Origin of the sequence: Gardnerella sp. DNF01198P, assembly GCF_049244165.1 — a bacterium.
GTDB classification, from domain to species: Bacteria; Actinomycetota; Actinomycetes; order Actinomycetales; family Bifidobacteriaceae; genus Bifidobacterium; species Bifidobacterium swidsinskii.
This window is the reverse complement of record NZ_CP058382.1, coordinates 1,468,743-1,495,373: the sequence shown is the minus strand read 5'-3', so window position 1 is coordinate 1,495,373 and position 26,631 is coordinate 1,468,743. Positions and strand designations below refer to the sequence as shown.

The 26,631-nt window shown below is 44.8% G+C and carries 20 protein-coding genes and 1 tRNA gene; 20 read left to right on the top strand and 1 reads right to left on the bottom strand.

The window, feature by feature from the left end:
• Nucleotides 1–25: 25 nt before the first annotated feature.
• The 7 genes from HXT44_RS06245 (at nt 26) to HXT44_RS06215 (ending at nt 7,214) form a co-directional block, all read left to right on the top strand.
• Nucleotides 26–1,027: a CPBP family intramembrane glutamic endopeptidase gene (locus tag HXT44_RS06245; protein WP_102703268.1), complete on the top strand. Its 1,002-nt coding sequence runs from the start codon at nt 26–28 to the stop codon at nt 1,025–1,027.
• Nucleotides 1,028–1,092: 65 nt separating this feature from the next.
• Entirely contained in the window at nt 1,093–2,463 is a 1,371-nt protein-coding gene (locus HXT44_RS06240) for a homoserine dehydrogenase (protein WP_415685020.1), read from the top strand.
• Nucleotides 2,464–2,482: 19 nt separating this feature from the next.
• Nucleotides 2,483–3,559 carry a homoserine kinase gene (gene thrB / locus HXT44_RS06235; RefSeq protein ID WP_421782827.1) on the top strand — a complete coding sequence of 359 codons (1,077 nt, stop codon included), beginning with the start codon at nt 2,483–2,485 and terminating at the stop codon, nt 3,557–3,559.
• 33 nt (nt 3,560–3,592) lie between these two features.
• Nucleotides 3,593–5,020 carry a Maf family nucleotide pyrophosphatase gene (locus HXT44_RS06230; protein ID WP_415685018.1) on the top strand — a complete coding sequence of 476 codons (1,428 nt, stop codon included), beginning with the start codon at nt 3,593–3,595 and terminating at the stop codon, nt 5,018–5,020.
• Nucleotides 5,021–5,429: 409 nt separating this feature from the next.
• Nucleotides 5,430–6,290, top strand: a complete 861-nt coding sequence (locus HXT44_RS06225) for a KilA-N domain-containing protein (RefSeq protein ID WP_102703264.1) — start codon at nt 5,430–5,432, stop codon at nt 6,288–6,290.
• Between the two features lie 330 nt (nt 6,291–6,620).
• The gene (locus HXT44_RS06220; RefSeq protein WP_076003079.1) at nt 6,621–6,914 is read left to right on the top strand and encodes a hypothetical protein; all 294 of its coding nucleotides are present in this window, start codon (nt 6,621–6,623) and stop codon (nt 6,912–6,914) included.
• Between the two features lie 12 nt (nt 6,915–6,926).
• Nucleotides 6,927–7,214 carry a toxin-antitoxin system antitoxin subunit gene (locus HXT44_RS06215; RefSeq protein WP_076003078.1) on the top strand — a complete coding sequence of 96 codons (288 nt, stop codon included), beginning with the start codon at nt 6,927–6,929 and terminating at the stop codon, nt 7,212–7,214.
• A 47-nt stretch (nt 7,215–7,261) separates the two neighbouring features.
• Here the strand turns inward: HXT44_RS06215 and HXT44_RS06210 are convergent, their stop codons facing one another.
• Nucleotides 7,262–8,203, bottom strand: coding sequence for an AEC family transporter (locus tag HXT44_RS06210; protein ID WP_103013894.1), 942 nt, complete (start codon nt 8,201–8,203; stop codon nt 7,262–7,264).
• A 393-nt stretch (nt 8,204–8,596) separates the two neighbouring features.
• On the opposite strand from HXT44_RS06210, the gene HXT44_RS06205 reads away from it, so the two are divergent.
• The 13 genes from HXT44_RS06205 to HXT44_RS06145 all read left to right on the top strand — a co-directional run bounded on the left by HXT44_RS06205 (nt 8,597) and on the right by HXT44_RS06145 (nt 26,535).
• The gene (locus HXT44_RS06205; protein WP_410309326.1) at nt 8,597–11,887 is read left to right on the top strand and encodes an Rne/Rng family ribonuclease; all 3,291 of its coding nucleotides are present in this window, start codon (nt 8,597–8,599) and stop codon (nt 11,885–11,887) included.
• Between the two features lie 186 nt (nt 11,888–12,073).
• The gene (gene rplU / locus HXT44_RS06200; RefSeq protein ID WP_004111933.1) at nt 12,074–12,382 is read left to right on the top strand and encodes a 50S ribosomal protein L21; all 309 of its coding nucleotides are present in this window, start codon (nt 12,074–12,076) and stop codon (nt 12,380–12,382) included.
• 33 nt (nt 12,383–12,415) lie between these two features.
• Nucleotides 12,416–12,667 carry a 50S ribosomal protein L27 gene (gene rpmA, locus HXT44_RS06195; protein WP_004106248.1) on the top strand — a complete coding sequence of 84 codons (252 nt, stop codon included), beginning with the start codon at nt 12,416–12,418 and terminating at the stop codon, nt 12,665–12,667.
• Nucleotides 12,668–12,802: 135 nt separating this feature from the next.
• Nucleotides 12,803–14,485 carry a GTPase ObgE gene (obgE, locus tag HXT44_RS06190; RefSeq protein WP_116994983.1) on the top strand — a complete coding sequence of 561 codons (1,683 nt, stop codon included), beginning with the start codon at nt 12,803–12,805 and terminating at the stop codon, nt 14,483–14,485.
• Nucleotides 14,486–14,510: 25 nt separating this feature from the next.
• Complete coding sequence (proB, locus tag HXT44_RS06185) at nt 14,511–15,656, top strand: glutamate 5-kinase (protein ID WP_410309325.1); 1,146 nt, start codon at nt 14,511–14,513, stop codon at nt 15,654–15,656.
• Nucleotides 15,657–15,758: 102 nt separating this feature from the next.
• Nucleotides 15,759–16,997 carry a pyridoxal phosphate-dependent aminotransferase gene (locus tag HXT44_RS06180; protein WP_410311054.1) on the top strand — a complete coding sequence of 413 codons (1,239 nt, stop codon included), beginning with the start codon at nt 15,759–15,761 and terminating at the stop codon, nt 16,995–16,997.
• A 158-nt stretch (nt 16,998–17,155) separates the two neighbouring features.
• A tRNA-Trp gene (locus HXT44_RS06175) sits at nt 17,156–17,231 on the top strand.
• A gap of 36 nt (nt 17,232–17,267) precedes the next feature.
• The gene (secE, locus tag HXT44_RS06170) at nt 17,268–17,495 is read left to right on the top strand and encodes a preprotein translocase subunit SecE (protein WP_004106254.1); all 228 of its coding nucleotides are present in this window, start codon (nt 17,268–17,270) and stop codon (nt 17,493–17,495) included.
• A gap of 41 nt (nt 17,496–17,536) precedes the next feature.
• A complete protein-coding gene (gene nusG, locus HXT44_RS06165) occupies nt 17,537–18,424 on the top strand; it encodes a transcription termination/antitermination protein NusG (protein ID WP_421782825.1) in 888 nt (295 codons plus the stop codon).
• A gap of 331 nt (nt 18,425–18,755) precedes the next feature.
• Nucleotides 18,756–21,104, top strand: a complete 2,349-nt coding sequence (locus tag HXT44_RS06160) for a hypothetical protein (RefSeq protein ID WP_421782823.1) — start codon at nt 18,756–18,758, stop codon at nt 21,102–21,104.
• 227 nt (nt 21,105–21,331) lie between these two features.
• Nucleotides 21,332–23,233, top strand: coding sequence for a SpaH/EbpB family LPXTG-anchored major pilin (locus HXT44_RS06155; RefSeq protein WP_415685014.1), 1,902 nt, complete (start codon nt 21,332–21,334; stop codon nt 23,231–23,233).
• Between the two features lie 749 nt (nt 23,234–23,982).
• Complete coding sequence (locus HXT44_RS06150) at nt 23,983–24,981, top strand: class C sortase (protein ID WP_288231256.1); 999 nt, start codon at nt 23,983–23,985, stop codon at nt 24,979–24,981.
• A gap of 186 nt (nt 24,982–25,167) precedes the next feature.
• Nucleotides 25,168–26,535, top strand: a complete 1,368-nt coding sequence (locus HXT44_RS06145) for an ATP-binding protein (protein WP_033888488.1) — start codon at nt 25,168–25,170, stop codon at nt 26,533–26,535.
• The last annotated feature ends 96 nt before the right edge of the window (nt 26,536–26,631 follow it).

The window sequence follows — 26,631 nt, the reverse complement described above, 5'->3', positions numbered from 1 at the left end:
AAAGCAGCAATAAAAAGGAATAAGTATGCAAGATTTGCAAAATTCATGGCGCGACGACACTTATTTGTTAGCGCGCAAACGTCAAGGAACTATTGGCATGTCTTTATGCGTATTCCTCGTAGTTTGGATTGCTGTTGCCTATGTTCTTGGAGTTCTTTCTTCACAGTTTGTGCCTAAGAGCATGCTAAGCGACTCTCTTAACACATTACTTGTGTCGGATATTTCGCAGTGTTTAGTCGCTTTACCAATCGCAATGCTTATTATGCGCACTGTCCCTGCGGCAAAAACCCGACAATTCTCTATGAAATTTAGCCAATTTGGCGGATTCTTTGCTGTGTGCATACCGATTATGTACATTGGTAATATAGTTGGCGTTTTCCTAGCAACAGTTCTTAGCGGTGGCAAAGCAGAAAATCGCGTATCAGACACTATTGCAGCGGGAAATATGTGGGAAACCTTCATATTCGTGGTAATTCTTGCGCCAATTGTGGAAGAATGGCTTTTTAGAAAACAGCTGCTTTCTCGTTTGCGCGCGTACGGAGAAAAGCGAGCTATTGTATTTTCTGCACTTGCTTTCGCGCTTTTCCATATGAACATTTTCCAATTCTTCTACGCATTTGGACTTGGACTTGTTTTTGGCTACATTTATATTCGTACGTCCAAGTTGAGCTACAGCATATTTCTTCATATGATTGTGAATTTCCAAGGAAGCATAGTTGCAATGTGGTTGGAAAAGCAGCTGGTTGATGCAAGCGGAAATATGATTGACGTAGAAAAGATGTCTCGTCAGGAATTAACTAGACTGCCAACCGGTTTTATTCTAGCTGGAATTTATGGGATGTTTATGATTGCCATGCTTATAGTAGGCGTGGTTTTGCTAGTTCGCCGCCGCAAGTATCTTGTATTCTTCAATGCTCCGCAAGAACTTCCGAATAAAGCTGGCAACAAAGCATTGTACGGAACTGTTGGAGTAATAGCATTTTTGATTATTTCAATACTTCTTAATTTGCTAATGTTATTTGTGTAAAAGCGAGTAAAAAATAATCGCATAAAAATAAAATATAAAATAAATCAACGAAGGAGGCGAAAGTTATGCAAAGCAATCAGTCGACTAAAACTATTCGCGTAGGCCTACTTGGGGCTGGAACTGTTGGGTCTCAAACAGCGCGACTAATAGTTGAACAGTTCAATGAGCTTAAGAAGCGAACTGGCGCTGAAATTGAGCTTGCAGCAGTTGCATGCTTACGCCCGGAAGAAGTTGATGCGCCTTGGATTAAGCGTGATTTGCTAACTACAGACACTGCCTCTTTGTGCGCTCGCGAAGACATTGATATTATAGTCGAGCTTATTGGCGGACTTGAGCCGGCTCATACTTTTGTAAAAAGTGCGCTATGCCACGGAAAATCTGTTGTTACTGCAAATAAAGCGTTGCTTGCGAAGTTTGGTCCGGAATTATACGAGTGTGCAGAAAGTCACGGAGTTGACTTGTACTTTGAGGCGGCTGCAGCAGGAGCGATTCCTATTGTTCGACCGCTTCGAGAGTCGCTTATTGGTGACAAAATTACGCAAATTTTCGGAATTGTAAACGGAACTACCAACTATATTCTTGACGAAATGACTGTGCGCGGACTTGATTTTGATTTGGCTTTGCACGCAGCTCAAGAAAAGGGTTATGCTGAGGCAGATCCGACCGGAGATGTTGAAGGTTTCGATGCTGCAAATAAAGCTGCGATTCTTGCAACTCTTGCATTCCAAATGCCAGTAAGTATTGACGACGTATCCGTTGAAGGAATTAGCGCGATTACTGCTGAAGATATTGCTGCAGCGAGCGCGGAAAAGCGTGTAATTAAGCTACTTGCAGCAGTCGAAAGGCATTGCGACGGTAAGTCAAAATCGGATGGCGGAGTAAGCGTTAATGTGTATCCGGCGCTTGTTAGTGCGGAGCACCCTTTGGCGTCGGTTCACGGCAGTTTTAATGCTGTGTTTGTGAAGGCGCAGGCTGCAGACGATTTGATGTTCTACGGACGCGGTGCCGGCGGCGCTCCAACTGCAAGTGCTGTTGTTGGAGATGTTGTTAGTGCTGCTCGAAATCTTGTGCGTGGATGCGCAGGTTTTGGCGTGCCAATGTACAACAAGTATGTGCCGGCTTCTAGCGAGCAGACTAGAGCGGATTTTGTGATTCGTTGCAATATGGAAGATACTTCTTTGGCTTTGTGCAGCGAAGTTATGGATGTTTTTGTAGATCATGGCGTTGCAGCTGAACGTTTGGCTTCGGCGTGCCAAGCTAAGTATGCGCAAACTGAAGCTGATTCGGATTGCCCACAGTGCGGTCTTGGTGGACCTGGCAGTGTGCGCGTGCTTGTGCGCGAATGTTCGGAAGCTGCAGTTCAAGCTATTTGTGAGGATTTGCAGAAGTTGGATGTTGTGTGTGGAAAGCCGCTAGTTTTGCGCGTTATAAAGTAGAGAAGCTGCAGGTGATCGTATGAAGCCAGTGTGTAACAGTGTTTCCGTGCGCGTGCCAGCGACTAGCGCAAATCTTGGTTCTGGTTTTGATACAGCCGGTATTGCGCTTGATTATGCGGATTCTTTAGTTTTTACTCTGGATGATAATCGTTCTAAAAATTCGCTTGATTCGCTCGATTATGCTGGAAACGTGCGCGTAATTATTCACGGCGAAGGCGAGGATACGCTTCCAAAAGATGAAACGCATCTAGTTGTAGCGACTTTTCGCAAAGCTTGCAAAATATTTGGTCTGCCAAACTTGCGATTTACGTTAGAAGCGCATAATCGTATTCCGCAAGCGCGCGGTATGGGCTCTTCTGCAGAAGCGATTGTTGCTGCAGTTGCTGCTGCTTGGGCTTTTGCTCACGAAGGTGATCTTAATCGCGAAGCAATTTTCGAAATTGCGGCCGCAATTGAAGGTCATCCAGACAATGTTGCTCCTGCAGTTTTTGGCGGTTTGACGATGAGTTGGAAGCTTGATGCTGGGGAAGGCAAAGGTTCTGTGCGCGTGGCTGGAGATTGCGAAGCTCCGCTTTCTACCGGTTTTCATACTGTGCGATACAAAGTTTCGCAAGATATTTCTGTGTCGGTATTCGTTCCTGATTTCGAGCTTTCTACAGAGCTTGCTAGGCGCGCGCTTCCGGCAAAAGTGCCGTATGGTGACGCAATATTTAACGTGTCGCGAGCTGCAATGCTTCCGGTTGCTTTTGGTGAGTTAAATAGCGATTCTGAAAATAAATTATGCACAGTAAAATCTGATATTTCGCGAAATGCGCTACTTTTTGCAGCAACTCAAGATGCTCTTCATCAAACGTATCGTGCAAATCTTATGAAAGATTCGTGGAAGCTAGTGGAAACGTTGCGCGAGCATGGTTTTGCTGCAGCGATTTCGGGAGCAGGATCGTGCGTTGCTGTATTTTATGCAGGAGATGCCGAGTATAACAAGAGTGCAGCTCAAAAAATCGACGCAATTGCTGAGCCGTGGCTTTCGCGTGCTGGCTGGCGTGTTTTGCATGTGCAGGTTGATTCTATTGGCGTTGCAATAACTCGCGAATAACCTATGTGAAGTTGTAAAAGGGAAGGGTAAGGTATGACAGTTTCGTTGATTTTGGCCTCACAGTCTCCAGCGCGTAGGGCTGTTTTGGCGGCCGCTGGCGTGATTCCGGTAATTCACGTAAGCGAAGTGGATGAGCCGGCGGCTTTGCGTGATGCCGCTAGTGAGCGAGGTACGAGCGTTGAGCAGTTGAACGTTGAGCAGCGAGTTTCTATTTTGGCTCGTGCAAAAGCTCAAGCTGTGTACCATGCGTGGAAGTGTGTGGCGGATGCGGCTGCTTCGGCTAGTGGCGATTTAGTTGTGGGGTATCCGCTGGAAGCTGAACCTGCGGGATCTGAATCTTCTGAATCTGCTGATAATGCTTTAGCAAGCGATTCGCAATCAGACGTAACGCATAACGTAGATACGGCGCAAACTCGCGATTTTTCAGGCGTTACTGTTCCTACAAAAACTTTCGATATTCACGATTTTGCATATACAAATAAATCTTCTCATGATTGTAGCGGTGTGCTGATTGTTGGCTGCGATTCCATGTTCTTACTCGATGGTGAGTGCTACGGAAAGCCGCATACTCCTGAAGTGGCATTTGAGAGAATCAAGCAGATGAGCGGAAAAACAGGACAATTGTGGACTGGTCACTGCTTAATCGACGCAAAAACCGGCAAAACTATTTGCAAAACAAGTCATGCAAGCGTAACTTTTGCGCAAATGAATGACGCGGAAATTCGCGCGTATGTAGCAACTGGTGAGCCTCTGGAAGTGGCAGGATCCTTTACGCTAGAAGGTTTTGGCGGAGCTTTTATTGAAAGCATTAATGGAGATCCTCACGGTGTTCTTGGAATCAGCTTGCCGCTGCTGAGACAAATGGTTTCGGAGCTTGGATACGCTTGGCCGGATTTGTGGAATAAGGAAAGCTTGGAAGAAACTGGCGAAAAGAATGATCCGACTTCCACGGAAGTGCCTAAAGAAAATGTGCATCAGCCGGGAGATGGCTGGGTGCATTGCGATTGTGGCCGCAGACATTGGGGTCATAACGGAGCTGCTGGAGTGCTGCTTGCTAGGCGAGATGCTGAAACTGGTCGCGTGACGCACGTTGTGATGCAACATCGTGCTCTTTGGAGCGCTGAAGGTGGCACTTGGGGCATCCCTGGTGGCGCAATTTCCGACGGAGAAAGCGCGATTGAGGGCGCGTTGCGTGAGTCTTTCGAGGAAGCAAATATCACTTCGGGAGATATTGAAGTTGTTGGAGCTTACCGCGAAGATCATGGAAATTGGTGTTATACAACGGTTTTTGCGTTTGAAAAGCCGGGGCATAGTGTGGATCCTTGCGCGCACGACGACGAGAGTATGGAAATTAAGTGGGTGCCGATTGACGACGTGCCTAAGCTGAAGCTGCTTACGGCAATGCGCACTGATTGGCCGTCGTTCCGCGCTCGTCTCGATTCTCTTGCCTCGATTCGCTAGTTGCGCAAAGGTAAGTGCGCAAAGATAGCTTCAATTTGGAAGTAGACTTCTAAGTATGAGTTAGTTTTGCGGAATTTGGAAGTAGACTTCCAACTTTTGCCATTTTGCACTAAACTTGGAAGTAGACTTCCAACTTGCGAAATTTTATTTAGAGTATTGTTTTGGGAATTAACTTTTTTATTTTATCTACGTGTTTGCGTTGCTTTTAATCTATGAAATCTTATAAAATACTACTTATGCGCTGGTGCATGCTAGTTTTCTGCTAGTTGTTAGATGTTTTGTGGCTTGTGCTTGATTTTGTAATTTTGCTTGTGATTCATGGGTTTTGTGTCAAGCGCATAGAAATAAAGTAAACAAATCAAATAAAGCAACTAATTGCGTAAATTTGCGTAAATATTAGGGGGCAATTATGTCTAATGCATCAAATATTAAAAAAGATATTATTACGGCAAAAGGCTTTACAATTCAGGTTTATACGGAAGATTTTAGGAATGATTACGTTAGTTTAACCGATATTGCGAGATATAAAAACAAAGAAGAGCCTAAAGATGTTGTTAAAAACTGGCTGAGAGTAAAGAATACTATTGAATTCTTGGGATTGTGGGAGAGTATTAACAATCCGAATTTTAAAGGGGTCGAATTCGATTCCTTTAAGAATGAGGCTGGTTCTAATGCTTTTACTTTATCTCCTAAAAGATGGGTAGAATCAACAAATGCTATTGGCATAGTTTCCAAATCTGGTAAGAATGGCGGAACTTACGCTCATAAAGATATAGCATTTAAGTTTGCGGCTTGGATCTCAGCAGAATTTGAACTATATATTATCAAAGATTATCAAAGACTTAAATCTGATGAGGGTTCCAGGCTTTCGTTGAATTGGAATTTGAACCGTGAGATTTCGAAGATTAATTACAAGATTCATACGGATGCTATTAAAGAATATTTGTTGAAGGATTTGACTTCTGAGCAGTTGATGTATAAGTATGCAAATGAAGCAGATTTGTTAAATGTTGCATTGTTTAATAAGACTGCTAAGCAATGGAGAGACGCAAATCCTAAGTCAAAAGGAAACATTCGAGACGAGGCGAGTATTAATGAACTTCTGGTATTGGCGAATATGGAAAGCTATAACGCTGTTTTGATCTCTAAGGGTTTGCCACAGGCTGATCGAATGGCGGAACTTAGAAATTTGGCGCGAACGCAGATTTTATCTCTTGAGAATTTGAATAATCCTGGAATAAAGAGTTTGGATTCCGTGCTAAAAAATTGAGTCTAATCACTTTTTAATTCTGCACTTAATGCTGATATTTACCTCGTCTTCTGGTACGTGTGCAGTACAGTTTCCGCGCGTGTCTTGATTCTCTTGCCTCGACTCGTTAGCTGTGCAAAGGTAGTTGCGCAAAGTTAGCTTCAATTTGGAAGTAGACTTCCAAGTATGAGTTAGTTTTGCGGAATCTGAAAGCAGACTTCCAACTTTTGCCAATTTGCATTAGGCTTTTTGCATGCTTTTATTAGTTCGATTAGCCATATTTTGATAATCTCTGGCACAATGTGATAATATTTCGTATACGAAAGTATTGAGAGTTGGGAGATAATATTTATGAAGGTTTTAGTGCATCCTAGAGTTATTCGAAAACGACCTTGGTTCAGCGAAACTGAAGTAATAAATATGTGGAACTCATCTTGTAGAGAGCTTCCCAGGCAAGGTGAATATGAGCCTAGTCAGATGCTTTCATTTGCTTGGGATTCTCGCGGAGTTATTACGGAACTTATTGCATATAAGGGCGAAGATGGGGAATGGATTATTTTTCATGTAGTGCCTGCAACTAAAAAGTTTCTTGCTGAAATGGGATTTAGTCAAGAAGAAATTAGACAAATTTTTGGTAGAAGATAGGTAGGAGTGATTATGGCTAATTTTCGTGGTGAAGGTGGCATTGATGTCACTGATGAAATGCTTGATAAATGGGAAAGTGATGCTGAAAAAGGCAAATATCACGGTAAAGCTGGTAATTTGCGTATTAAAAAGCCGCTCGGCAGACCGCCTCTTTACAAAGAAGCTATGTTGCCTATAACTTTTCGTATATCTGCTGAAGATGCTGATGCTCTAAAGGCTTCTGCCGATAAGCAGGGTGTGAAAGTTGGGGACGTTGTGCGCGAAGCATGCAAACTGCTTCTTGCTCAAAAAGCAAGATGATTACAAAGTGTTGTGATTACAAAGTTCTACGATTGCGCGCGGATTAATCACCCCAAAATAGCGGCGATTACTGCTATGCAAATTGGGCTAGTGACAGTAGAAAACAGTATGCCGTCGCGCGCAAAACTTAAGCCGACGTTGTAGCGCGCAGCATAATTGTAAACGTTTTGACCGGTTGGAAGCGCAGCCAGCACAACGCACGCGTACAAAGTTGCCCCGCGAAAACCCATAACAAAATAAGCTAGCAAAAATGCAATTGCAGGCATAATAAGATTTTTTAGCACAGCAACAGTGGCAATAGCAGCGCGATTGGAATCTTTTCGTAAAGGTTTGCTTCCGTAAAGCGACATTCCAAAAGCCATTAAAATCATTGGAACTGCAGAATCGCCAATCATCTTAATTGGATCGTAAAGAAAATTAGGAACAGGGAAGTAGCCAACTTTTGCGGAAATTGCAGAAATAATAATTCCACCAAGCGAACCAATTAAAAGTGGCTGTTTTAAAGGCTGCTGAGCGATGCGTTTAAGCGAACATTTTCCAGTAGTTGTAATGTCGAGAACCGTCAAACCAACAGGAGTAAATACAGCCTGTTGCATAACTAAAATCGGAGCAACAAGCGCAGGATTTCCCAAAATATAAGTCGCAACCGGCAAGCCAATATTGTTTGAATTTAAATAAAGAGAATTGAGAGCACCTATAGTGCAGTCGGCTGCAGGAAGATGGAAGCAAAAGCGATTAAGCAGCACGAACGCAACTCCAACAATCATTGCAGAAAAGAATGCAACAAAAATCGAAGAGTGAAAAATCTCAAAAATAGGCTCTTTAGAAAGTATTGCAAACATTAAGCAAGGGCTGGAAACGAAAAAACTTACGCGATTTAGGACCATTTGAGCCTGTGAACCGCCAACGTGCATGCGAGCAGTAACGTAGCCTGCAGCAATAACAATGCCAATTACGCAAAAGCCTTGCATTGCGCTGATTAAGCCCATTTCTTGCCTCCAAAATTCGTTAATTGCACGCAAATTGCATGCGTGCGAACCTATGTTGTAACTATAGGAGAGATACGCAACTTTTATGTGCGTTATGGATGAGTTTGAAATTATTGGAATTTTTAGTAACTGCTAATTGGCTTAAAACAGCGATGCAAATTTTAATATTCAACGAGTCATATATTTGACTCGGCAATATGGCATACTAGAGAGCGGTGGCACTGCAAGCCGCCAGGCAATCGATGGCGTCGATCCCCTCGTGAGCGTTTTCCGAGGCTGGCGTCCGCTGTCGCGCAGCTAGACTTTGTAAAGAGCTTTGGGGTGGCTCGCGCACGTGCGTGCTCAACTTAAAGCCAGGGATGCGAGACGATGCAGCGTCTCGTGAGGAGCATAGTGCCCAGAATAATAAGAGAACGCTTCAATGAATTTGAAGCTGAAAATAGTAGAACTGTGTCTAAAACCGCTACTTCTGCGGAAATGTCCGGAATAATGCAATCTACAGATTTTGCGAAAAGTAATATAGCTGCCGGCGATACTTTGCAGCAAAGCTCTGGCGTTACGCGTCGCCGTCGCGGTCGACGAGTTACTCGTGGTGCCGGTGCGGCTGGAGAAGCAATGGAACTAAAAGTTGAGGATTCTAGTACGAAGGATTCTGAGCCGCATGTTGTTAAATCGCGCCCGATAACTTCGCTCCTATTCCAGGAGCCAGTTCTTCCTAAGGTAGTGAACAATCGTAGTGAAGAAAGCAGCAGTTCTCGTAATGACTTGCGTGACAACTCGCGTGATGTCTTGAATGATGATTTGCGTGATGATTTACGTGATATTTCTCGCGGAAGGCGCAACAGCCGCAACGGCCGCGATAGCCGTGATAGTCGCGATAGTCGCGATAGTCATGATAGCCGTGATAGTAGCGAACGCAAGTCACGTTCTGAAAGACGTGAGAATTCAAGCGAAATAAAGCGTGATAGTGGCAGAGGGAATAGTCGTGAAACATCGCGTGAAACAAGTCATTCTATGTATTCTCAAGATTCTGAGTACGCTAAGAATTTTCAGGATTCGCAAGATGATCGCGATGAAAAAACTCGCAAAAGCCAGCGTTCTCGCCGTTCTCGCAGATTGAATGCTGTTGAGCGACGTGCTGCAGCTGAAGTTGAGCAAATTGAAGAGGATCTTGCATACGACAATATTGTTTATGCTCCCATTGATACGCGCATCGATGAAACTCTTGATGTTAGCGATATTTTATCTGCGGAAAATACTTCAAATAGGCGTTCTAATCGTCGCAATATGTCGAATAACATTTCTAATGATGATGACGTTCGAAATGAAAATGGTGCAGTAGACAGCAGAGGCGGTAGCAATAGCAGAGATAACAGAGATAGCCGCAATAGCAGTGACGAAGGCGATAACAGAGGTATAAACGACGATTATAATGCAAATAATGGCAACGATGACGATGAAATAATGATTACGCGTCGCCGTCGTCGCCGTCGTAGCTCTCGCACTGATCGAAATGAAAGTCGCAACGAAAGTCGCGATTTTGACATCGATATTTCTAACGATCTTGACGATGACGCAAATTCTCGCACAAAACGCACGAGAATAGATGAAGTTTCTCAAGAAGATCGCGATTTAATTCCAGATCCAGAAGAACTTCGTGAGCAAGATGAGGAAGAAACTCTTTATACGCGTCGCCGTCGTCGCCGCCGTTCTAAATCCTCCGATGACGCAAATTCCGCGTCTTCTCAGGAAGAGTCATCCGACTACACTAATGCGAACGAAGACGACTTGACTTCTCGCCGCTCGCGCAAGCAGCAGTATATAGACGAAATTACGGATATTGAAGGCTCTACGCGACTTGAAGCAAAGCGCCAACGCCGTAGAGATAATAGGCGTGAGCGTAGCCGTCAAAACCTTCTTATGGAGCAAGATTTCCTTGCTCGTCGCGAAAATGTTGAACGATTAATGGTTGTTCGTGAGCGCGATCGCCACACGCAAATTTCTGTTATTGAAGACAATATTCTTGTAGAACATTATGTTTCTGATATTCAAGAAGTTGCTACTGTTGGAAATATTTATCTTGGGCGCATTCAAAACGTGCTTCCAAGCATGGAAGCGGCATTCGTAGATATTGGTCAAGCCAGGAATGGCGTGCTTTATGCAGGCGAAGTTAATTGGGATATGGCTCGTCTTGAAGGTCAGCCTCGTAGGATTGAGCTTGCGTTTAAGTCTGGTGATCCTGTGCTTGTGCAGGTTACTAAGGATCCAATTGGGCATAAGGGTGCTCGATTGACTTCGCAAGTAACTCTTGCAGGGCGTTTCTTAGTGCTTGTGCCATCTGGCGGCATGACCGGTGTGAGTCGCAAGCTTTCGGATCGAGAGCGCTCGCGTTTGCGTGCTATTGTGTCGAAGATTGCACCAAAAGATATGGGCGTTATTATTCGTACTGCTGCTGACGGCGCAAGCGAGGAGTCGATTGAAAAAGATTTAGATTCGCTTGTTAAGCAGTGGGAGCGCATTGAAGCTAAGCGCGAAGAATACTTGCATGGAAAGCGCCCTAAGCTGTTACAGGGTGAGCCTGATGTGGCAATTCGTGTTGTGCGCGATATTTTCAACGATGACTTCCAAAAGCTTATTGTTGAAGGCGAGGGAGTGCGTCAGCGAATTGATGAATATCTTGAGATGATGGCTCCAGATTTGCGCAGCAAGGTTGAATATTGGGATCCTGCTGAGCATGAAGGCAAGGACGTTTTCGATAAGTGGCAGATTGATAGTCAACTTCGTAAGGGTATGGAGCGTCAGGTTTATTTGCCGGCTGGTGGCTCTATCGTGATTGACCGTACGGAAGCAATGACTACGATCGATGTGAATACTGGACGATTTATTGGGCGTGGTAAGTCTTTGGAAGAAACGGTTACTCGTTGTAATTTGGAGGCTTCTGAAGAGATTGCGCGCCAGCTTCGTTTGCGCGATATTGGTGGCATGGTCATGATCGATTATGTCGATATGGTTATGCCAGCGAACCGCGATTTAGTTTTGCGTAGGCTTTTGGAATGCTTGGCTAGGGATCGCACGAAGCATCAAGTTGCTGAAGTTACGTCTCTTGGTCTTGTGCAAATGACGCGTAAACGCGTTGGTCAAGGCTTAGTTGAAGCGTTCTCTGAAGAGTGTCCAACGTGCAAGGGACGTGGGTTTATTTTGCACGATGAGCCTACTGTTTCTTCGGAATATGCAGATCCTTACGCGCTTAAGGGCGGAGATCCTTTTGTTAAAACGAACAAGTATGGTCACGGAAGCGCAACGGAACAGCCTGCGCCTGTTAAGCAGCAGGGTTCTAGTGCGGAAGTGAGAGCTAAGTTAGCGCGTATAGCTGCCGCGTCTGTAATTACTGACGCAGCTCATAAATCTGAAGAAGAAACGCAGTATAGTAATTTTTTGAATTCTGATGAAGAGTCTGTATCTTCTAAGGCGGATGAAACTAGCGAAGTTGCGGATGCTGGCGAAACCGCGGAAACTAGTGAAGCGGATAAAACTTCTGAAGAATTAGTTGAAAATAATTTAGAGGATACTACGCAAGAGATTGCTGAGTATACTGCGGAGCAACCTACGCAAGAAACTATGCAGGAAACTGCGCAAGATAATACGCAGGAAATTATGCAAGAAACTACAGAAAGTGATGATTGAGCCTCTGAATAGTGACTAAGTATATGCCTTGAGTACAATATTGAATATTGTCTGCATTGACTCATGAATCTAGCGACTTGACGTTAGTACATGGGTAGGTGTATTTTTGATAGTCGGTGTCTTGCCGCGCGCGTTTTGCTGTGCGCAAGGCAAAAGTAAGCTTTCAATTGAGCTAAGGAACGAATTATGTACGCGATTGTGAAGGCCGGTGGCCATCAAGAGAAGGTCGAGGTTGGCGACGCCATTCTCGTGAACCGTCTCGATGCAAAGAAGGGCGATACCGTGGAATTCCCGGTCGCGCTCGTTGTTGACGGTGCTAAGGTAACCTTGAGTGCCAAGGATCTTGCTAAGATTACGGTGAAGGCAGAAGTCTTGAACGACGAAGCCAAAGGTCCAAAGATTAGCATTATGAAGTATAAGAACAAGACTGGTGTGGCTCGTCGCAAGGGTCATCGTCAGAAGTTGACTCTCGTCAAGATCACGGCCATCGCCTGATTGACGGTGTTATAAACCTGAAAGGACAGTGAGATGGCACATAAGAAGGGTGCGTCTAGCTCGCGCAACGGTCGCGACTCACAAGCGCAATATCTTGGTGTTAAGAAGTTTGGCGGTGAAGCTGTAGTGGCTGGCAACATTATCGTTCGTCAGCGCGGCACTAAGTTCCACGCAGGTCAGAACGTTGCTTTGGGCAAGGATCACACGCTGTACGCTTTGGTGGACGGCAATGTGAAGTTCGGTATTCGTCGCGACCGCAAGGTTGTTGACGTTGTTACCGCCTGAATCTTAGCTAAGCCTAAACAGATTCGACAATAAGTCGACAATAAAACGTTTAAGCCGCACCCCCGTTCGGTGCGGCTTTTTTGTTCTCGCATGTTCCCGAGAATTTAAGTGTTTATCTTCGAGTAAGGTAGCAGTATGAGTGATTTTGTAGACCGCGTAACAGTGCATGTAAAAGGCGGAGATGGTGGAAACGGATCTGCCGGAGTTCGTCGCGAAAAGTACAAGCCATTAGCAGGTCCAAATGGCGGTAATGGCGGTGACGGTGGTTCCGTTATTTTTGTAGCTGATCGTAACGCAAACAGCTTACTTGACTACCGCTTCATGCCTCACCGCACTGCAGAAAACGGTACGATGGGCTTAGGTGACACTAAAGACGGTTCAAAAGGTGCAGACTTAGTACTTCCTGTGCCTGTTGGAACTGTTGTTTTTACTGCACGCGGTGCTGTAGACTCTCAAAAGCGACCAGGCGAAGTTTTGGCGGATTTGCAACATGTTGGAGACAAATTCGTTGTGGCGCAGGGGGGTGCTGGCGGTCTTGGCAACGCAGCACTCGCAAACAAAACTCGTCGTGCCCCAGGATTCGCGCTTTTAGGCGAGCCTGGTGAAGAACGCGACGTAATTTTGGAACTCAAGTCTATTGCAGACGTAGCTTTAGTTGGATTCCCTTCTGCAGGAAAATCAAGCTTAGTTGCTTCAATTAGTGCAGCTAAGCCGAAAATTGCTGACTATCCGTTTACTACTTTGGTGCCAAACCTAGGTGTTGTAAGCTTCGGCAACTATCGCTACACAATTGCAGACGTTCCAGGCTTAATTCCAGGAGCTTCCGAAGGAAAAGGCTTAGGTCTTGAGTTTTTGCGTCATATTGAGCGCACAGAGATTATTGCGCACGTAATTGATTGCGCAACGCTGGAGCCAAATCGCGATCCAATTAGCGATTACCACGCTCTTGAGCATGAGCTTGCGCAATACGCTGATAAGCTTGAGCTTCCGTTGGGTGCGATTCCAATTCCTGAGCGTCCGCGCATTATTGTGCTAAATAAGGTCGATGTGCCTGAAGCTAAAGAATTGGCTGATTTTGTACGCGGTGAATTTGAGAAAATGGGATTGACTGTATTTGAGATTTCTACCGCGTCTCACGAAGGCTTGAAAGAGCTCGGTTTTGCGCTTGGACGATTGGTTGAAAAGATGCGCGAGAAGCTCGCTGCCGAGGAAGCAGCGCGTGAAGAAGAGCGTGTTGTCATTCAGCCTCTTGAGCAGCAGACTTCAGCTTTGCGTCGTCGCCGCGATGATGGACGTGGAAATAGTGCAGACTTTGAAATTAAGCGCGAGGAAGACAGGAATGGTGATTTTTGGTTCACTGTTACTGGCGCAAAACCTGAGCGCTGGGTTATACAAACGAATTTCGACAACGACGAAGCCGTTGGTTATTTGGCGGATCGCTTGGCAAAGCTTGGCGTTGAGGATGAATTGCGCAAGAAGGGCGCGCGTCCAGGAGACGAAATTCGTATTGGCACTGGGAATCATATGGTTTGCTTCGACTGGGATCCAAGTATCGCTGCCGGTGCAGAAGGATTGGACGGCGCTAACTTGGGTGCGCGTGGCAAGGATTTGCGAATCGAAGCGAACGATCCTCGCGGAGCAAGGCGCACGAATGCTGAGCGTAGACGAGATTATCACAGCATGATGGATGCAAAGAGCGCAGTTCGAGACGCGATGATGGCTGAGCGAAAGTCGGGTCACTGGGCGGATCCTTCTGTGGATGACGATCGCCATGATGAAAATAGCTTGTTTGGCCGTGGCGAAGAGCAAGAAAACTAGAAGAATCAAGGTCAAGGGGAATCTTATGAATAATCCAGAAATTGAGCTTACCGAAGATGGGGTTCGGTGTTCAATTCGTGAGGCGCGCACAATCGTTGTAAAAGTTGGCTCAAGCTCACTTACGAGCGCGTCTGGGCAGCTGGATGTGCAAAAGTTGCGCGCTCTTGTGACTGCAATAAGTCACGCGCAAATGCAAGGTGCTCGCATTGTGCTTGTGTCTTCTGGTGCAATTGCAGCTGGATTTGGTTTGCTCGGCTTTAATGAGCGTCCTAAAGATGTGCCAACTCAGCAGGCAACAGCTTCAGTTGGTCAAGGATTGCTTATGGCTCAATACGAAGCAGCATTTTCGCAATTTGGTTTCAGAGTCGGGCAAATGCTTCTTACTGCGGACGTTACTATTTCGCCGTCTCGCTACCGTAACGCTCAGCGCACAATGCTGCGGCTTCTTGAACTTGGCGTAATTCCAATCGTAAACGAAAATGATGCGCTTTCTAGCAACGAAATTCGATTTGGTGATAACGACCGTTTGGCGGCTCTTGTAGCAAATATTGTGCGAGCGGAAGCTCTTGTGTTGCTTACGGATGTGGATTCTCTTTATACTGCACCGCCTAGTGAACCGGGTGCTAAACGTGTGAGTTTTGTGCCAGATGTGACGCGCGCGATTGAAGAAGTGAAAGTTGGCGCAAGTGTTTCGGGCGTAGGTACCGGTGGTATGGTGACGAAGATGGAAGCTGCGCATGTTGCTGCAGTTTCGGGAATTCCAACTGTGCTAACTTGCGCTGGAAATGCCGGTCCGGCACTGGCTGGAGATGCTGTTGGTACTGTGTTTGCGCCGGTGCATACGCGCGATTCTTCAAGGCGACTTTGGATTGGTTTTGCTTCGCATCCGCACGGAGTTTTGGTAGTTGACGATGGTGCTGCGAAGGCGGTTCGCGGAGGTCGCGCGAGCTTGCTTGCGGCTGGTATTGTTGGCGTGCGCGGTGAGTTTTCGGCGACGGATCCTGTGTGGATTGACGATGAGCAGGGTAACCATTTGGCTAAGGGTTTGGTTGCTTTTGACGCGGAGGAAATTCCGGAGATTATGGGGCGTACGAGCGATGAGCTTGAAGAATCACTCGGCCGTCAGTATGCGCATCCGGTTGTGCACCGCGACAATCTCGTGCTTGTGTAATTACTAGTGGCTCGTGTTTTGTCGATTTCACCAAATGGTTTTGTGTTTTCGACAGTTTCGCTTGTTTCGCTCGTTTCGCGGCTTAAGGTTACACTGTAAATCATGGCAGAGAATATTGCAGAAACTTCATCCTCAGAAAATTGGCGCGTATTAAGCGAGCGTATTAACCGGGTCGCTCCGAGTGCAACTTTAGCAGTAGACGGCAAGGCAAAAGCTATGAAAGCTGACGGCATTGACGTCGTAAGCTTTGGCGCAGGCGAGCCAGATTTTCCTACTCCCTCTTACATTGTTGATGCTGCAACACAAGCGTGTAAAGACCCGCGCAACTATCGTTATACTGCTACGGCAGGTTTACCGGAGCTTAGGGAGGTGATTGCGCGCAAAGTGCAGCGAGATTCCGGCTACGAAGTTTCCTCAAATCAAGTTGTAGTTACAAACGGCGGAAAGCAAGCTGTGTATGAGGCTTGCCAAATCCTCTTAAATGATGGCGACGAAGTTATTATTCCAGCTCCGTATTGGACGAGTTATCCGGAGGCTGTGAAGCTTGCAGGCGGCGTGCCTGTGCCGGTTTTGGCAGGTGCAGATTGCGGTTTTGAGCCAGATATTGAGGCAATTGAGTCCGCTCGCACTTCACGCACGCGCGCAATTATCGTAACTTCGCCTTCGAATCCTACAGGCGCTATTTGGAGCGCGCAAACTATTCGCGCAATCGGCGAGTGGGCTGTAAAACACCATATTTGGGTTATTTCTGATGAGATTTACGAGCACTTGCATTACGACGGCATTTCGACTTCGTATATTGGCGTCGAGGTGCCGGAAATTCGCGAGCAGCTGCTGATTTTGAATGGTGTTGCTAAAACTTACGCCATGCCTGGCTGGCGTGTTGGCTGGATGGTGGCACCAGAAGATGTTGCTAAAGCTGCAATTAAGCTTCAAAGCCATATGACTTCTAATGTTTCTAATATTTCGCAGCGCGCAGCAATTGCTGCAGTCGGCGGTTCGCTGGATGTGGTCGCCACTATGCGTGAGGCTTTTGATGCTAGACGCAAAGCAATTGTGGGAGCGTTGAACAATATTGACGGCGTTACTTGCCCTCTTCCTCACGGCGCTTTTTACGCGTTTGCTAACATTGAGGCGTTGCTTGAGCGTCCGCTTGGCGAGAAATGCGAACTGCCGCATACTTCTTCTCGATTTGCTGAAATGTTGCTTGACGAAGCGCATGTTGCTGCGGTTCCGGGAGAAGCTTTTGGTGCTCCTGGCTATTTGCGATTCTCTTGCGCTCTTGCTGACGACCAGCTTGCTGAGGGCATGCGTCGCATGAAGAAGTGGGTTGAAGCTTAAGCAAGTATTTATTGCAAAATAAGAACTTGCTTGCCGTTGCACAATGCGACACTCGCTTTTTGTGCGATGATATAACGAAATCATGCCCATGAGATAGTATGTCTATCTGGCGGTTTGCTATTTCGTTCCTTTTGGGGTATGATGAGCAAGTTCACCTTAGGGATGTGGCGCAATTGGTAGCGCAACGGTCTCCAAAACCGTAGGTTGTGGGTTCGAGTCCCGCCGTCCCTGCCAGTTTTTTGTTCAAGTTTTTACACGAAGGATTCAAGCATGGCGCAGGCACGCAGTACTAAGAAAGCAGTAAAGCATAACTTGTTCGTGCGTATTGGCATGTTCGTTAAGCAAACTATTGACGAGACGCGCAAGGTTATTGCACCTCATGGCAAAGAGTTGTTTGCTTGGTCGTCTGCAGTTTTCATATTTGTTGTGTTTTTGATGGCTTTCGTCACCTGCATGGACTTCGGTTTGGGTAAGTCCGTAATGTGGCTGTTCGGCTGAGTTGAAATTGGCTGAGTTGAAATTTTGAAGGTGTATGCAAGATGACTGATGAATTCAATTTCGAAGAAGCGAGTGAAGCTGATGAGGCTTTTGCTTCTCATGATGCTGACGAAGCAAACGAATCAGCTGTGAATAATGAAGTTGCTGCTTCTAGCGAGTCCGTTGAAGCTGATGTGGATGAGGAATCTGCTGATGTTGCAGCTGATGTAGCTGATGGCGCTGCTGCTGACAGTGTTGCTGATGTTTCTAACGAAACTGGCGATGCTGGCGAAACTACTGATGCTGATGATGCGAACGAATCCGACCCAACTGATGCAGGCGCAATCGCTGTAGCAGAATTTTCTAAGAAACTTCGCACTTTGGAAGGCAAGTGGTACGTTCTTCACACGTATTCTGGTTACGAAAAGCGCGTAAAAACTAACGTTGAATCCCGTGTGCAGAACTTTGGTTTGGAAGATAAGATTTTCCAGATTGAAGTTCCTATGGAAGAAGTCGAGAAGCATACAGAAAAGGGTAAGAAGGTTATTACCCGCGTGCGTGTTCCAGGCTATGTATTGATTCGCATGTGGCCGGATGAGAACGCTCGCCGCATTGTGCGCGAGACCGAGGGCGTGACTGGTTTCGTTGGTCCTTCTAGAGAGCCTGCACCATTGAGCCGCAAGGAAGTTGTGTCAATGATGGCTCCGATGATTGCTTCCGAAGCTTTGAAGAATGCTGGCGATAAGCCGGCTGCAGCGCGCAAGCGTAAGGTTGAGGTTGCTTACAAGGTTGGCGATCAGGTGACTGTGACTGACGGTCCATTCTCAACGATGGCAGCTGTGGTTTCGGACGTGGAGCCTACAACTCAGAAGCTTACAGTGTTGGTTTCCATCTTTGGGCGTGAAACTCCTGTGGAGCTTGGATTCAACCAAGTGGAGCCGATTGTTTGAGATGAAAGACTGATCCAAAAGCTTGAGTGAAAAGCTTTAAGTTTTTGTAACTTTTACAAACCGGGGTGTGTTAATTCGCGCCCCGGTTTTTATTATTTACTGCAACACGCCGTAAAATGGGGAAATAATCCTAAATTTTCTTGCAATTACAGTGCTTTTATCAATGTAAATAATAAATATTTCCAAATATTTCGTTTGGCTTGCAAATAGGCGTGGGGGGGGGTATAGTGCTGAGTGTTTAAGCAGAGTAATTGAGTTGTTTTTTTTTTAAGTGTCATCGTAATGATGACATCATGATTCGTAAGCTTTGCAGATTAGAAGGTAGGTGTATATGTTTAATTCGCATATATTTAGCCGTTTCCTTCGACTAGTGCGCTCAATTCGCCGTTCGTTATTTGCTTTTTTCGTGGCAATTACAATGTTGCTTGCTACTTTTGTGATTGCTCCAACTTATGCGTTGAGTGCTGGCGAAAGTGCTACTTCTACTGAGAAGGCTGAGGGTGCGAAGGCTGGTTCTACTAAAAACGATGGTGAATCGAATAAGCAGTCTGAGCAGAGTGAATCTAATAATACTACTGAGCCTAATAAGAAAAATACTGATACTTCAAGTACTTTAAATAAAGATAATAAGGAATCGAAGCCTGCTGAAAAGCAGCAGAAGTCTGATAGTAACAATGGTGTTGATAAGGCTAAGTCGACTGATTCTGATGTAAAGAAAAACGTTAAAGATGCTCCAAAGAAAAGCACCTCTACGGAAACTTCTAGCAGAATGGACAGAGGTGCGAGAAAAACGACTGATCTTCCGGAAGCGTGTAAGAATAATAAAAGGTATAAGGCTCCTGAAAAATGCTACAGCATTACTTATGGTAATAAAACAATAAACATTAAAAGTAAGAATGGCGAGCCTTATAATAGGGTTCCTCAGATTATTATTCCAACAATAAAAGTTGCAGGTAAAGTGCAGCAAACATTACCTGCTGGCGTGTGGCTTGGGTTGGAAGAGTATAGTAAAAATAATGATTCCGTAAAGTATGCTTTTTTCAAGGGTGAGAATGATAGCTACACTGCTAAATCTACGAAAAATAGCGATGGTTCTATACGTTTTTTTGCGAGCAAATGGTTAGTAGCTAATACATATAGGTTTTATGTTGTAATACATTATCCAGGTGGTTCTAAATCCAGCACTAGGATTAAAGCGATACTTGCTAAGGATGATTTGCCTAAGGCTCAGCCCGATGATTTATCGCTGAGCTTATACGATTTTGGGAGTGCGCAGGATGGTGTTGCGGTAAGTGGTAATAAAATTATTATAAAACCAAAGTCTAAGGGTTCAACTCCTAGCGTAGGTACTGTCGTCAGTGATGATAATAAAGACGTTTACGATCCTATTAATAAGCTTTTTATTGAATCGAAATCGACAGATAAGCCTGGTTCTATCTATCACCGTATGATTTGCCATGAAAATGGTAGCGATAATTATACGTCAGACCGTGTTAATGATTTGAGTTTAGTTACGCAGACTCAGTTCAAGCATATGGAAAATCAGAATCGACCTGATAAAAATGCAGAGAATTCTGCTGTGTATGAGAATGATGATTATACTGAGCGCTCTCAAAGCTGGATTAGTGGCACGCCTAAAGAGGCTGGCACTTTTGAGTGCAAAGTGTTTGCTATTAAGGATGTTGACTTAAAACAAGACTTATCAACTCATAAAAAGCCACAATCGTCTAAATTGGCAGAAGAGTTTGGCAAAAGAGTCAAAACTAATACAGATATGAAGTTATTGTTCGATAATCCAGAACGAAACATTGTTGAAGATAAGTGGGACAATAAAACATCTATTGCGAAGGGCGTTGACTGGGATTATAAGACTGTAATAATCCAGTTTGGAGATAAGCCAAAGCCAAAAATTGGTGATAATGATCTTACGCTGAAAGTGTATCCGTTTAAAAACGGCACGGATCCGTTGCCAGCGGCGTTGACTAGCACCAATAACAATATTTCTGCGATGCTCGGTATGGAGCTTAAGCCGTTTGTTGATGCTACTTCTGCGGCGGATAGCACGAAGAAGATTACGTTGCGCGTGCTGTGCTCGAAGGGCAAGAAGAAGGATTCTGGCTCGCGATCTGAGCAACCCTCTGAACCGTCGCAACCGTCTCAAACTGCTGGATCTCCGCAATCTGCGGAAGATCTTGAATATAAGACTTGGAGCAGTAATCTTGCCGAGCTTGGATTGAGTGTGCCTGCGGATGATAATCAAAATAGATGCAAAAAAGGTGATAAGGACTGTAATGCTGCTGCGCGAACTGATATGGAAGTGAGCATAAAGCCGACTGAGGTTGGCAATTACCAGTGCGTTGTGTACGCGCTGAAACCTAAAGCGCTCGCTAAGTTTGATGGTCTAACTGGCAGCTTAACCCCTGCAACGATAAGCTCTGCGCTAACTACTGATCCAGCATCTTTTAAAGAAAACAAGGATTTTGCTGCTTTTACGTTCAATATTCATTCGGTGAGCAAGTTTACTTTGCCGCATACGGGCGGGCAGAGTTGGAATTTGCAGCTCGGTATTCTTGCAGCGCTATTGGTGAATCTGCTGGCGGCTGGCTTTGTGGTAAGTCAAAGTGAGCGCGGTCGCAAATTAATTTTGGGAAGGTGGCGAGGCTTATGCAATCACGTATAAAGCAGTTGTATATGCATTTACTCGCCGTGCTTCGCATAAGGCGATTACGTACGCATTTGCGCATAAAGCCTTCCTGTTTCGCGCATTGTTTTATTGCGCAGTCTTTCCGGATTCGGGAGCGTGATAACACAAGGTAAATGCCAAAAATTTTAAAACTTTACTCGTATGAGCATTATCAATGCAGATTAATTTTCTAGTTGCCGTAAAAAGCAATGAAAGGAGTGAACATGAAAAAGTTCACTAATAAATTCGTGGCGGCAGTTGCGTCGCTTGCGATGGCTGGCACGCTGTGCGTCGCCGGCGCTGTAACCGTGGCTGGCGTTGCGTGGGGTGCGAAACCGGATCCTAACCATCCTGTGCATAATGAAACCCATGCTACTGAGAATCCTAAGGCTCCGTGGGAGAAGGATGCTCCGACAAAAGGTACTATAACCATTCTTAAGTGCGTGAAGAAGACGAAGGATGATAAAGATACTTCTTCTCAGACACAAACAGAGCCTCAATGCAAAACTGGTTTTAAGCCGCTTAAAGACGCTACTTTCAAATTGACTAAAGTCACTTCTGTTAAGGAAGGTGACAAGTATGTTAACTTAGATCTTGGCAAATTTGAGTCTTGGCAGAAGATTGCAAAGCTTGTTACTAAGCTGAACGATCACACTATTAAAGACAGTGGCACTGATGCAGAAGTCAAGCTTGATACTGATAACGCTAAGACGCAGACCACTGGTGAAAATGGTATAGCCAAGTTTGGTGATGGCAAGAATAATCTTGATCTTGGTTTGTATAAGGTTGAGGAAACTAACGCGCCTAAGGGCTATGGTGTTTCGGATTTGCAATCCTTCTATATGACGCTTCCTTTGCCGGAGTACACTACTAGCGAGGGCAAGGATGCAAAGACGACTGTTTCGTATAACTATAATCCTGTTGTGAAGCCGAAGAACAAGGATCTATCGGCTACTATTCAGAAGGTTTACGATAAGACTAAGTTCGCTAGCGTTAAGGATAAAGTGCCTTTCACGATTACTGCGGAAGTGAACAAAGCTAAGCCTAAAAATGGTAAGTTGACGGCTGCTAATCTTCAGGGTTATAAGGTCTTCGATGATGCTCCAACCGCTGCCTTCAAGACTATTGATGCAAGTGTTGTGAAGCATGTAAAGATTGGCGAAACTAGTCTTGATAAAAAAGACAATCAAAATAAAGATATGTACACCGTTAGTGTTGTAGACAATGCTACTGCAGCTGGTGGTAAGGATCTTGCTGCTGGTCATAAGCGTATTCTTGTAACGTTTAATAATGATGGCTTAGGTAAGATTGCTACTGCCTTGAATAACGTTACTGAAGGTCAAGAAGCACCTAAGGTTACGGTTGATCTTGAGTTTGAGCTTAGTGATGCTTACAAGAACACTAAAGCTCCGACTGGCACTGATAGTGTTGCTGAGAAGGATAAATCGCAGGATGAGGTTGTAAACAAGTCTGGCTTCTTCCAGGCTCATGAGAAGAATGAGGGTGACTTGCCGCCAATCATTCCTGATAATGATCATTCTCAAGCGACTATTGACTTCGGTTTCCTTCAGGTGCATAAGTTCTACAAGGAAGGTACTGAAGAGAAGCCGCTTGAAAATGCTGAGTTCAGGATTTTTGCTGATAAGGCTAAGGCTGATGCTTGCGCTCAAGGTCTGAAGGAAAATAAGGAACTTGGCTCGATTGATGCTTGCAAGGCTGCGTCAACTATTAATGATGCTGCTGCAGCTGGTGCTTCCCAACCAGTTGGCGCTGCTACTACTGATGTGCAGACTGCTACAACAGATTCTAAAGGTAACTTCGCGAAGGCATACAAGACTCGCGCTGGTGTTCCTGTTTATCTTGTTGAGGTTAAAGCTCCTAAGGGTTATGCGATTTCTCCTGTAGTCCACGATGTGACTGTTAAGAAGGATCAAACTACGACTGAGCCGTTTGAGGACCTCCCACTTAAGGGCGGCGACAACGGCAAGAGCTTCTGGTTCAATCTTCCTGCAACTGGTGCTTACGGCGTGCTGATTTTCGCTGTTGTGGGCATGGTTCTTATTGTTGCGAGCGTGATTATGTACGTGCGCAATCGCAAGGAAGAAGAACAGCAGCAGAACGCTTGATCCGCTTTTTAAAGCTGGTCTTGTAGTCTAATAGCAAAGTGTGAGTCTAGGGTTTACTGAACTAAATCCTAGACTCACTTGCTCTTATGATTGTTCTCTTGCAGCCTCGTAACGAAAAAGTCGTGTTCTCGCCAACAAGCGGCAGAAATTTTACACACGTGTAAAGGAACGGTCGGTTGCGCGCTAACAAGCGGCATAAACTTTACGTGCATGTACAGAAACGGTCGGCTACGCGCTCGAATCCGGCAGAAATTTTACAGTCGTGTAAAATAAAGGTCGTATTTCCCCCAAACCTCCTGAATCTTTGCAGTAATGCTTTGCAAACGTCGATTATTTATTGCTTAGTGAACTTTAGTATTAATGCTCTGCTGACGTTGAGTATTTATTGCATAGTGAACACTAGCGTTATTGCTGCTGCACACATCAAGCCAGGCACTCCTACCGTACCACAGAACACTAGCGGTTTTACTAGTAGTGAGGGGTGGGTGTTGCTTGGTCGAGCAATATAAAAGCGGAACGATAGTAATAATCTTATTGACGAATACTATTTTTGCAGAGAAAGTAAGTAAAAAACTAAACTTAACTACGCAACCATTAAGTCCAAGTAAGGTATAAGAGCGGAGCGCTGCGAGACAAGTAACACCCACCACTCACATCCACTTCAGAAATCCACCAGCCAAACACCAGCCCCCAAAACTCGCGCCACATCAAGCAAGTATTTACGCATATAAACTTCACAAGGAGGAAGCATGAAATTAAACAAAGTTGTTACAAAAGTATATGCTTTCTTCAATCAGTCTAAAGCAAAACCTGCAACCGAATCAACCCAAGACTCAGCAACCGCATCAAAACCCGCACCAAAGCCCGCTAAAAAACCCAAATCCAAACTCCGCCGCACTCTCGAGCCAATTGCCCTCGCACTTGCAGCAATTTTGTGCTTCACGTACCCGGTTGCGTCAACGTTGTGGAATAACAAGGTGTCGAAGGAGATTTCTACCGCGTATGATCGTTTGAATCGTAAGCAGATTGCGAGTGCTCGCGAGAAGATTTTGAACGCGGCTCGTCGTTATAATGCGCGCCACAAGTCGATTATTACGGCTGATCCGTACAATGGCACGACGGATTATATGAAGACGCCGGAGTATAAGGAGTATGCGAAGCAGCTGGATGAGCCGATGGGGATTATGGGTATTGTGAAAATCCCGAAGATTGGCGTTAAGCTGCCGATTTACCACGGTAGTTCGCAGGAGGTTTTGGCGTATGGCGCTGGACACTTGTATGGCACAGATTTGCCGGTTGGGGGTAAAACGCGTCACGCTGTTGTGACGGCGCATACGGGTTTGCCAAATGCGACCATGTTTGATGATTTAGTGGAGTTGAAGAAGGGTGATTTCTTCTACTTTGACGTGCAGGGGGAGACGCTGCGTTACAGGGTATTCCGCATTAGCGTGGTCGATCCGCATGATATTAGGTTACTTCAACGCGAGAATGGGCGTGATCTGGCGACGCTGCTTACCTGTACGCCGTATGGTGTTAATACGCAGAGATTGCTGGTGACAGGCTATCGCGTGCTGCCGGATCCTGTTTCCGTGCCGGGCGATAAGTTGCAGTGGCCGCTTTGGATGACGATGTTTGTGCTCGCGCTTATTGGTTGCGCTGTGATTCTTACGACGATGATTATTGCCGCGGTTCGCAAGCGCCACCGCCGTGCTGCTTCACTTGCTCATGCCAAACATATAACTGCTTAGAATTGCTGTAATGCAGCGTGTCGCGAAGATTTAGAGAAATAACACCTTGATTTTCGTGAAAATTCGGCATATATTTACCCCTGATTTCGTGAAAATTTAGCATAAATTGACATTGATTTTCGTGAAATATATACTATAAAACAATAGTATTTTCAACGGTTTTGTGGTAATTAAGAGTGGTGTTATATGTTAAGGCGAAAATTTTATCAAAAAATGCTCGATTGGAAGAATGCTGATCGCGGTTCAACAGCGCTTTTAGTAACAGGTGCTCGAAGAGTTGGGAAAAGTACTATAGTTGAAGAGTTTGCAAGAAACGAATACAAGTCTTATATTCTTATTGATTTTTCGCAAGCATCAAAAGATGCGCTTCGGCTATTTGAAGATTATCGTTCAGATTTAAGCACTTTCTTTACATACATATCTGCACTATATGGTGTGAAACTTTATAACCGTGAATCGGTAATGGTTTTTGACGAAGTGCAATTTTTCCCACAGGCTAGAGAATTTGTAAAACAACTAGTTGCAGATGGCAGATACGACTATATAGAGACTGGCTCGTTATTGTCTATTAAACACAATGTTGAAACAATATTGATTCCATCTGAAGAACAAGAAGAACGCATGTATCCTCTTGATTTTGAAGAATTTTTGTGGGCTTTTGGAGAAGAAAATCTATCGAAAGTTATTAAAGATTCATTTGATGAGTTAAATCCTTTGCCAGATGTTTTACATAAAAAAGCGATGCGACTTTTTAGAGAATATATGCTAGTTGGTGGCATGCCGCAGTCTGTAAATGAATATGTTGATTCGAGAGATTTTGCTCGAGTAGATAGGGTTAAGCGTCGTATTCTTTCGCTCTATAGGCAGGATGCTGCAAAGTTTGCAAAAGGTTATGAAATGAAAGTTATGTCTGTGTTTGATGGAATACCAGCACAGCTTTCCAGACATGAAAAAAGATATAGGATTACTTCCTTAGGTAAGAATGCTCGTATGCGTGACTATAAGGATGCGTTTTTTTGGCTTTCGGATGCGAGTATTACAAATAATTGCTACAAATCTACAGATCCAAATGTGGGATTGAATCTTAATGCAGATGATGCGTTAGTAAAATGTTATATGGCTGATACCGGTTTGTTGACTTCTATGATACTTTCAGATAGTAGTATTGCGTCTAATGATCTGTATAAAGAAATTTTATTTGGAAAAATCTCAATTAATGAAGGAATGCTAGTTGAAAACGTTGTTGCGCAACAGCTAATAGCATCTGGACATCGCCTATTCTTCTATTCAAATAGAGACAAAGAAAATTCGGAAAATACTATGGAAATAGATTTTTTGATTTCTAAAGCTTTTCAGGATTCTGCTGGCAAAATGCGTATATCTCCTATTGAAGTTAAATCTGGGAATGTGTTTAAAACAGTTTCTCTTGATAAATTTAAGAACAAGTTTTCAAAAAGAATTGGAACTAGTTATGTATTTGCTCCTAAACAGCTTAGCGTTAGAAAAGATTTGAATCTCGTAATATTACCACTTTATATGTGTGGATTGGTGTAGCGTTCCGACCTGCCTTCGCGCTGCTATGTAGTGCACTTATTCCTCACGGCTTAGCCGTTTGGCTGATTTGGCATGACATGCCGTAAATCAGGTACA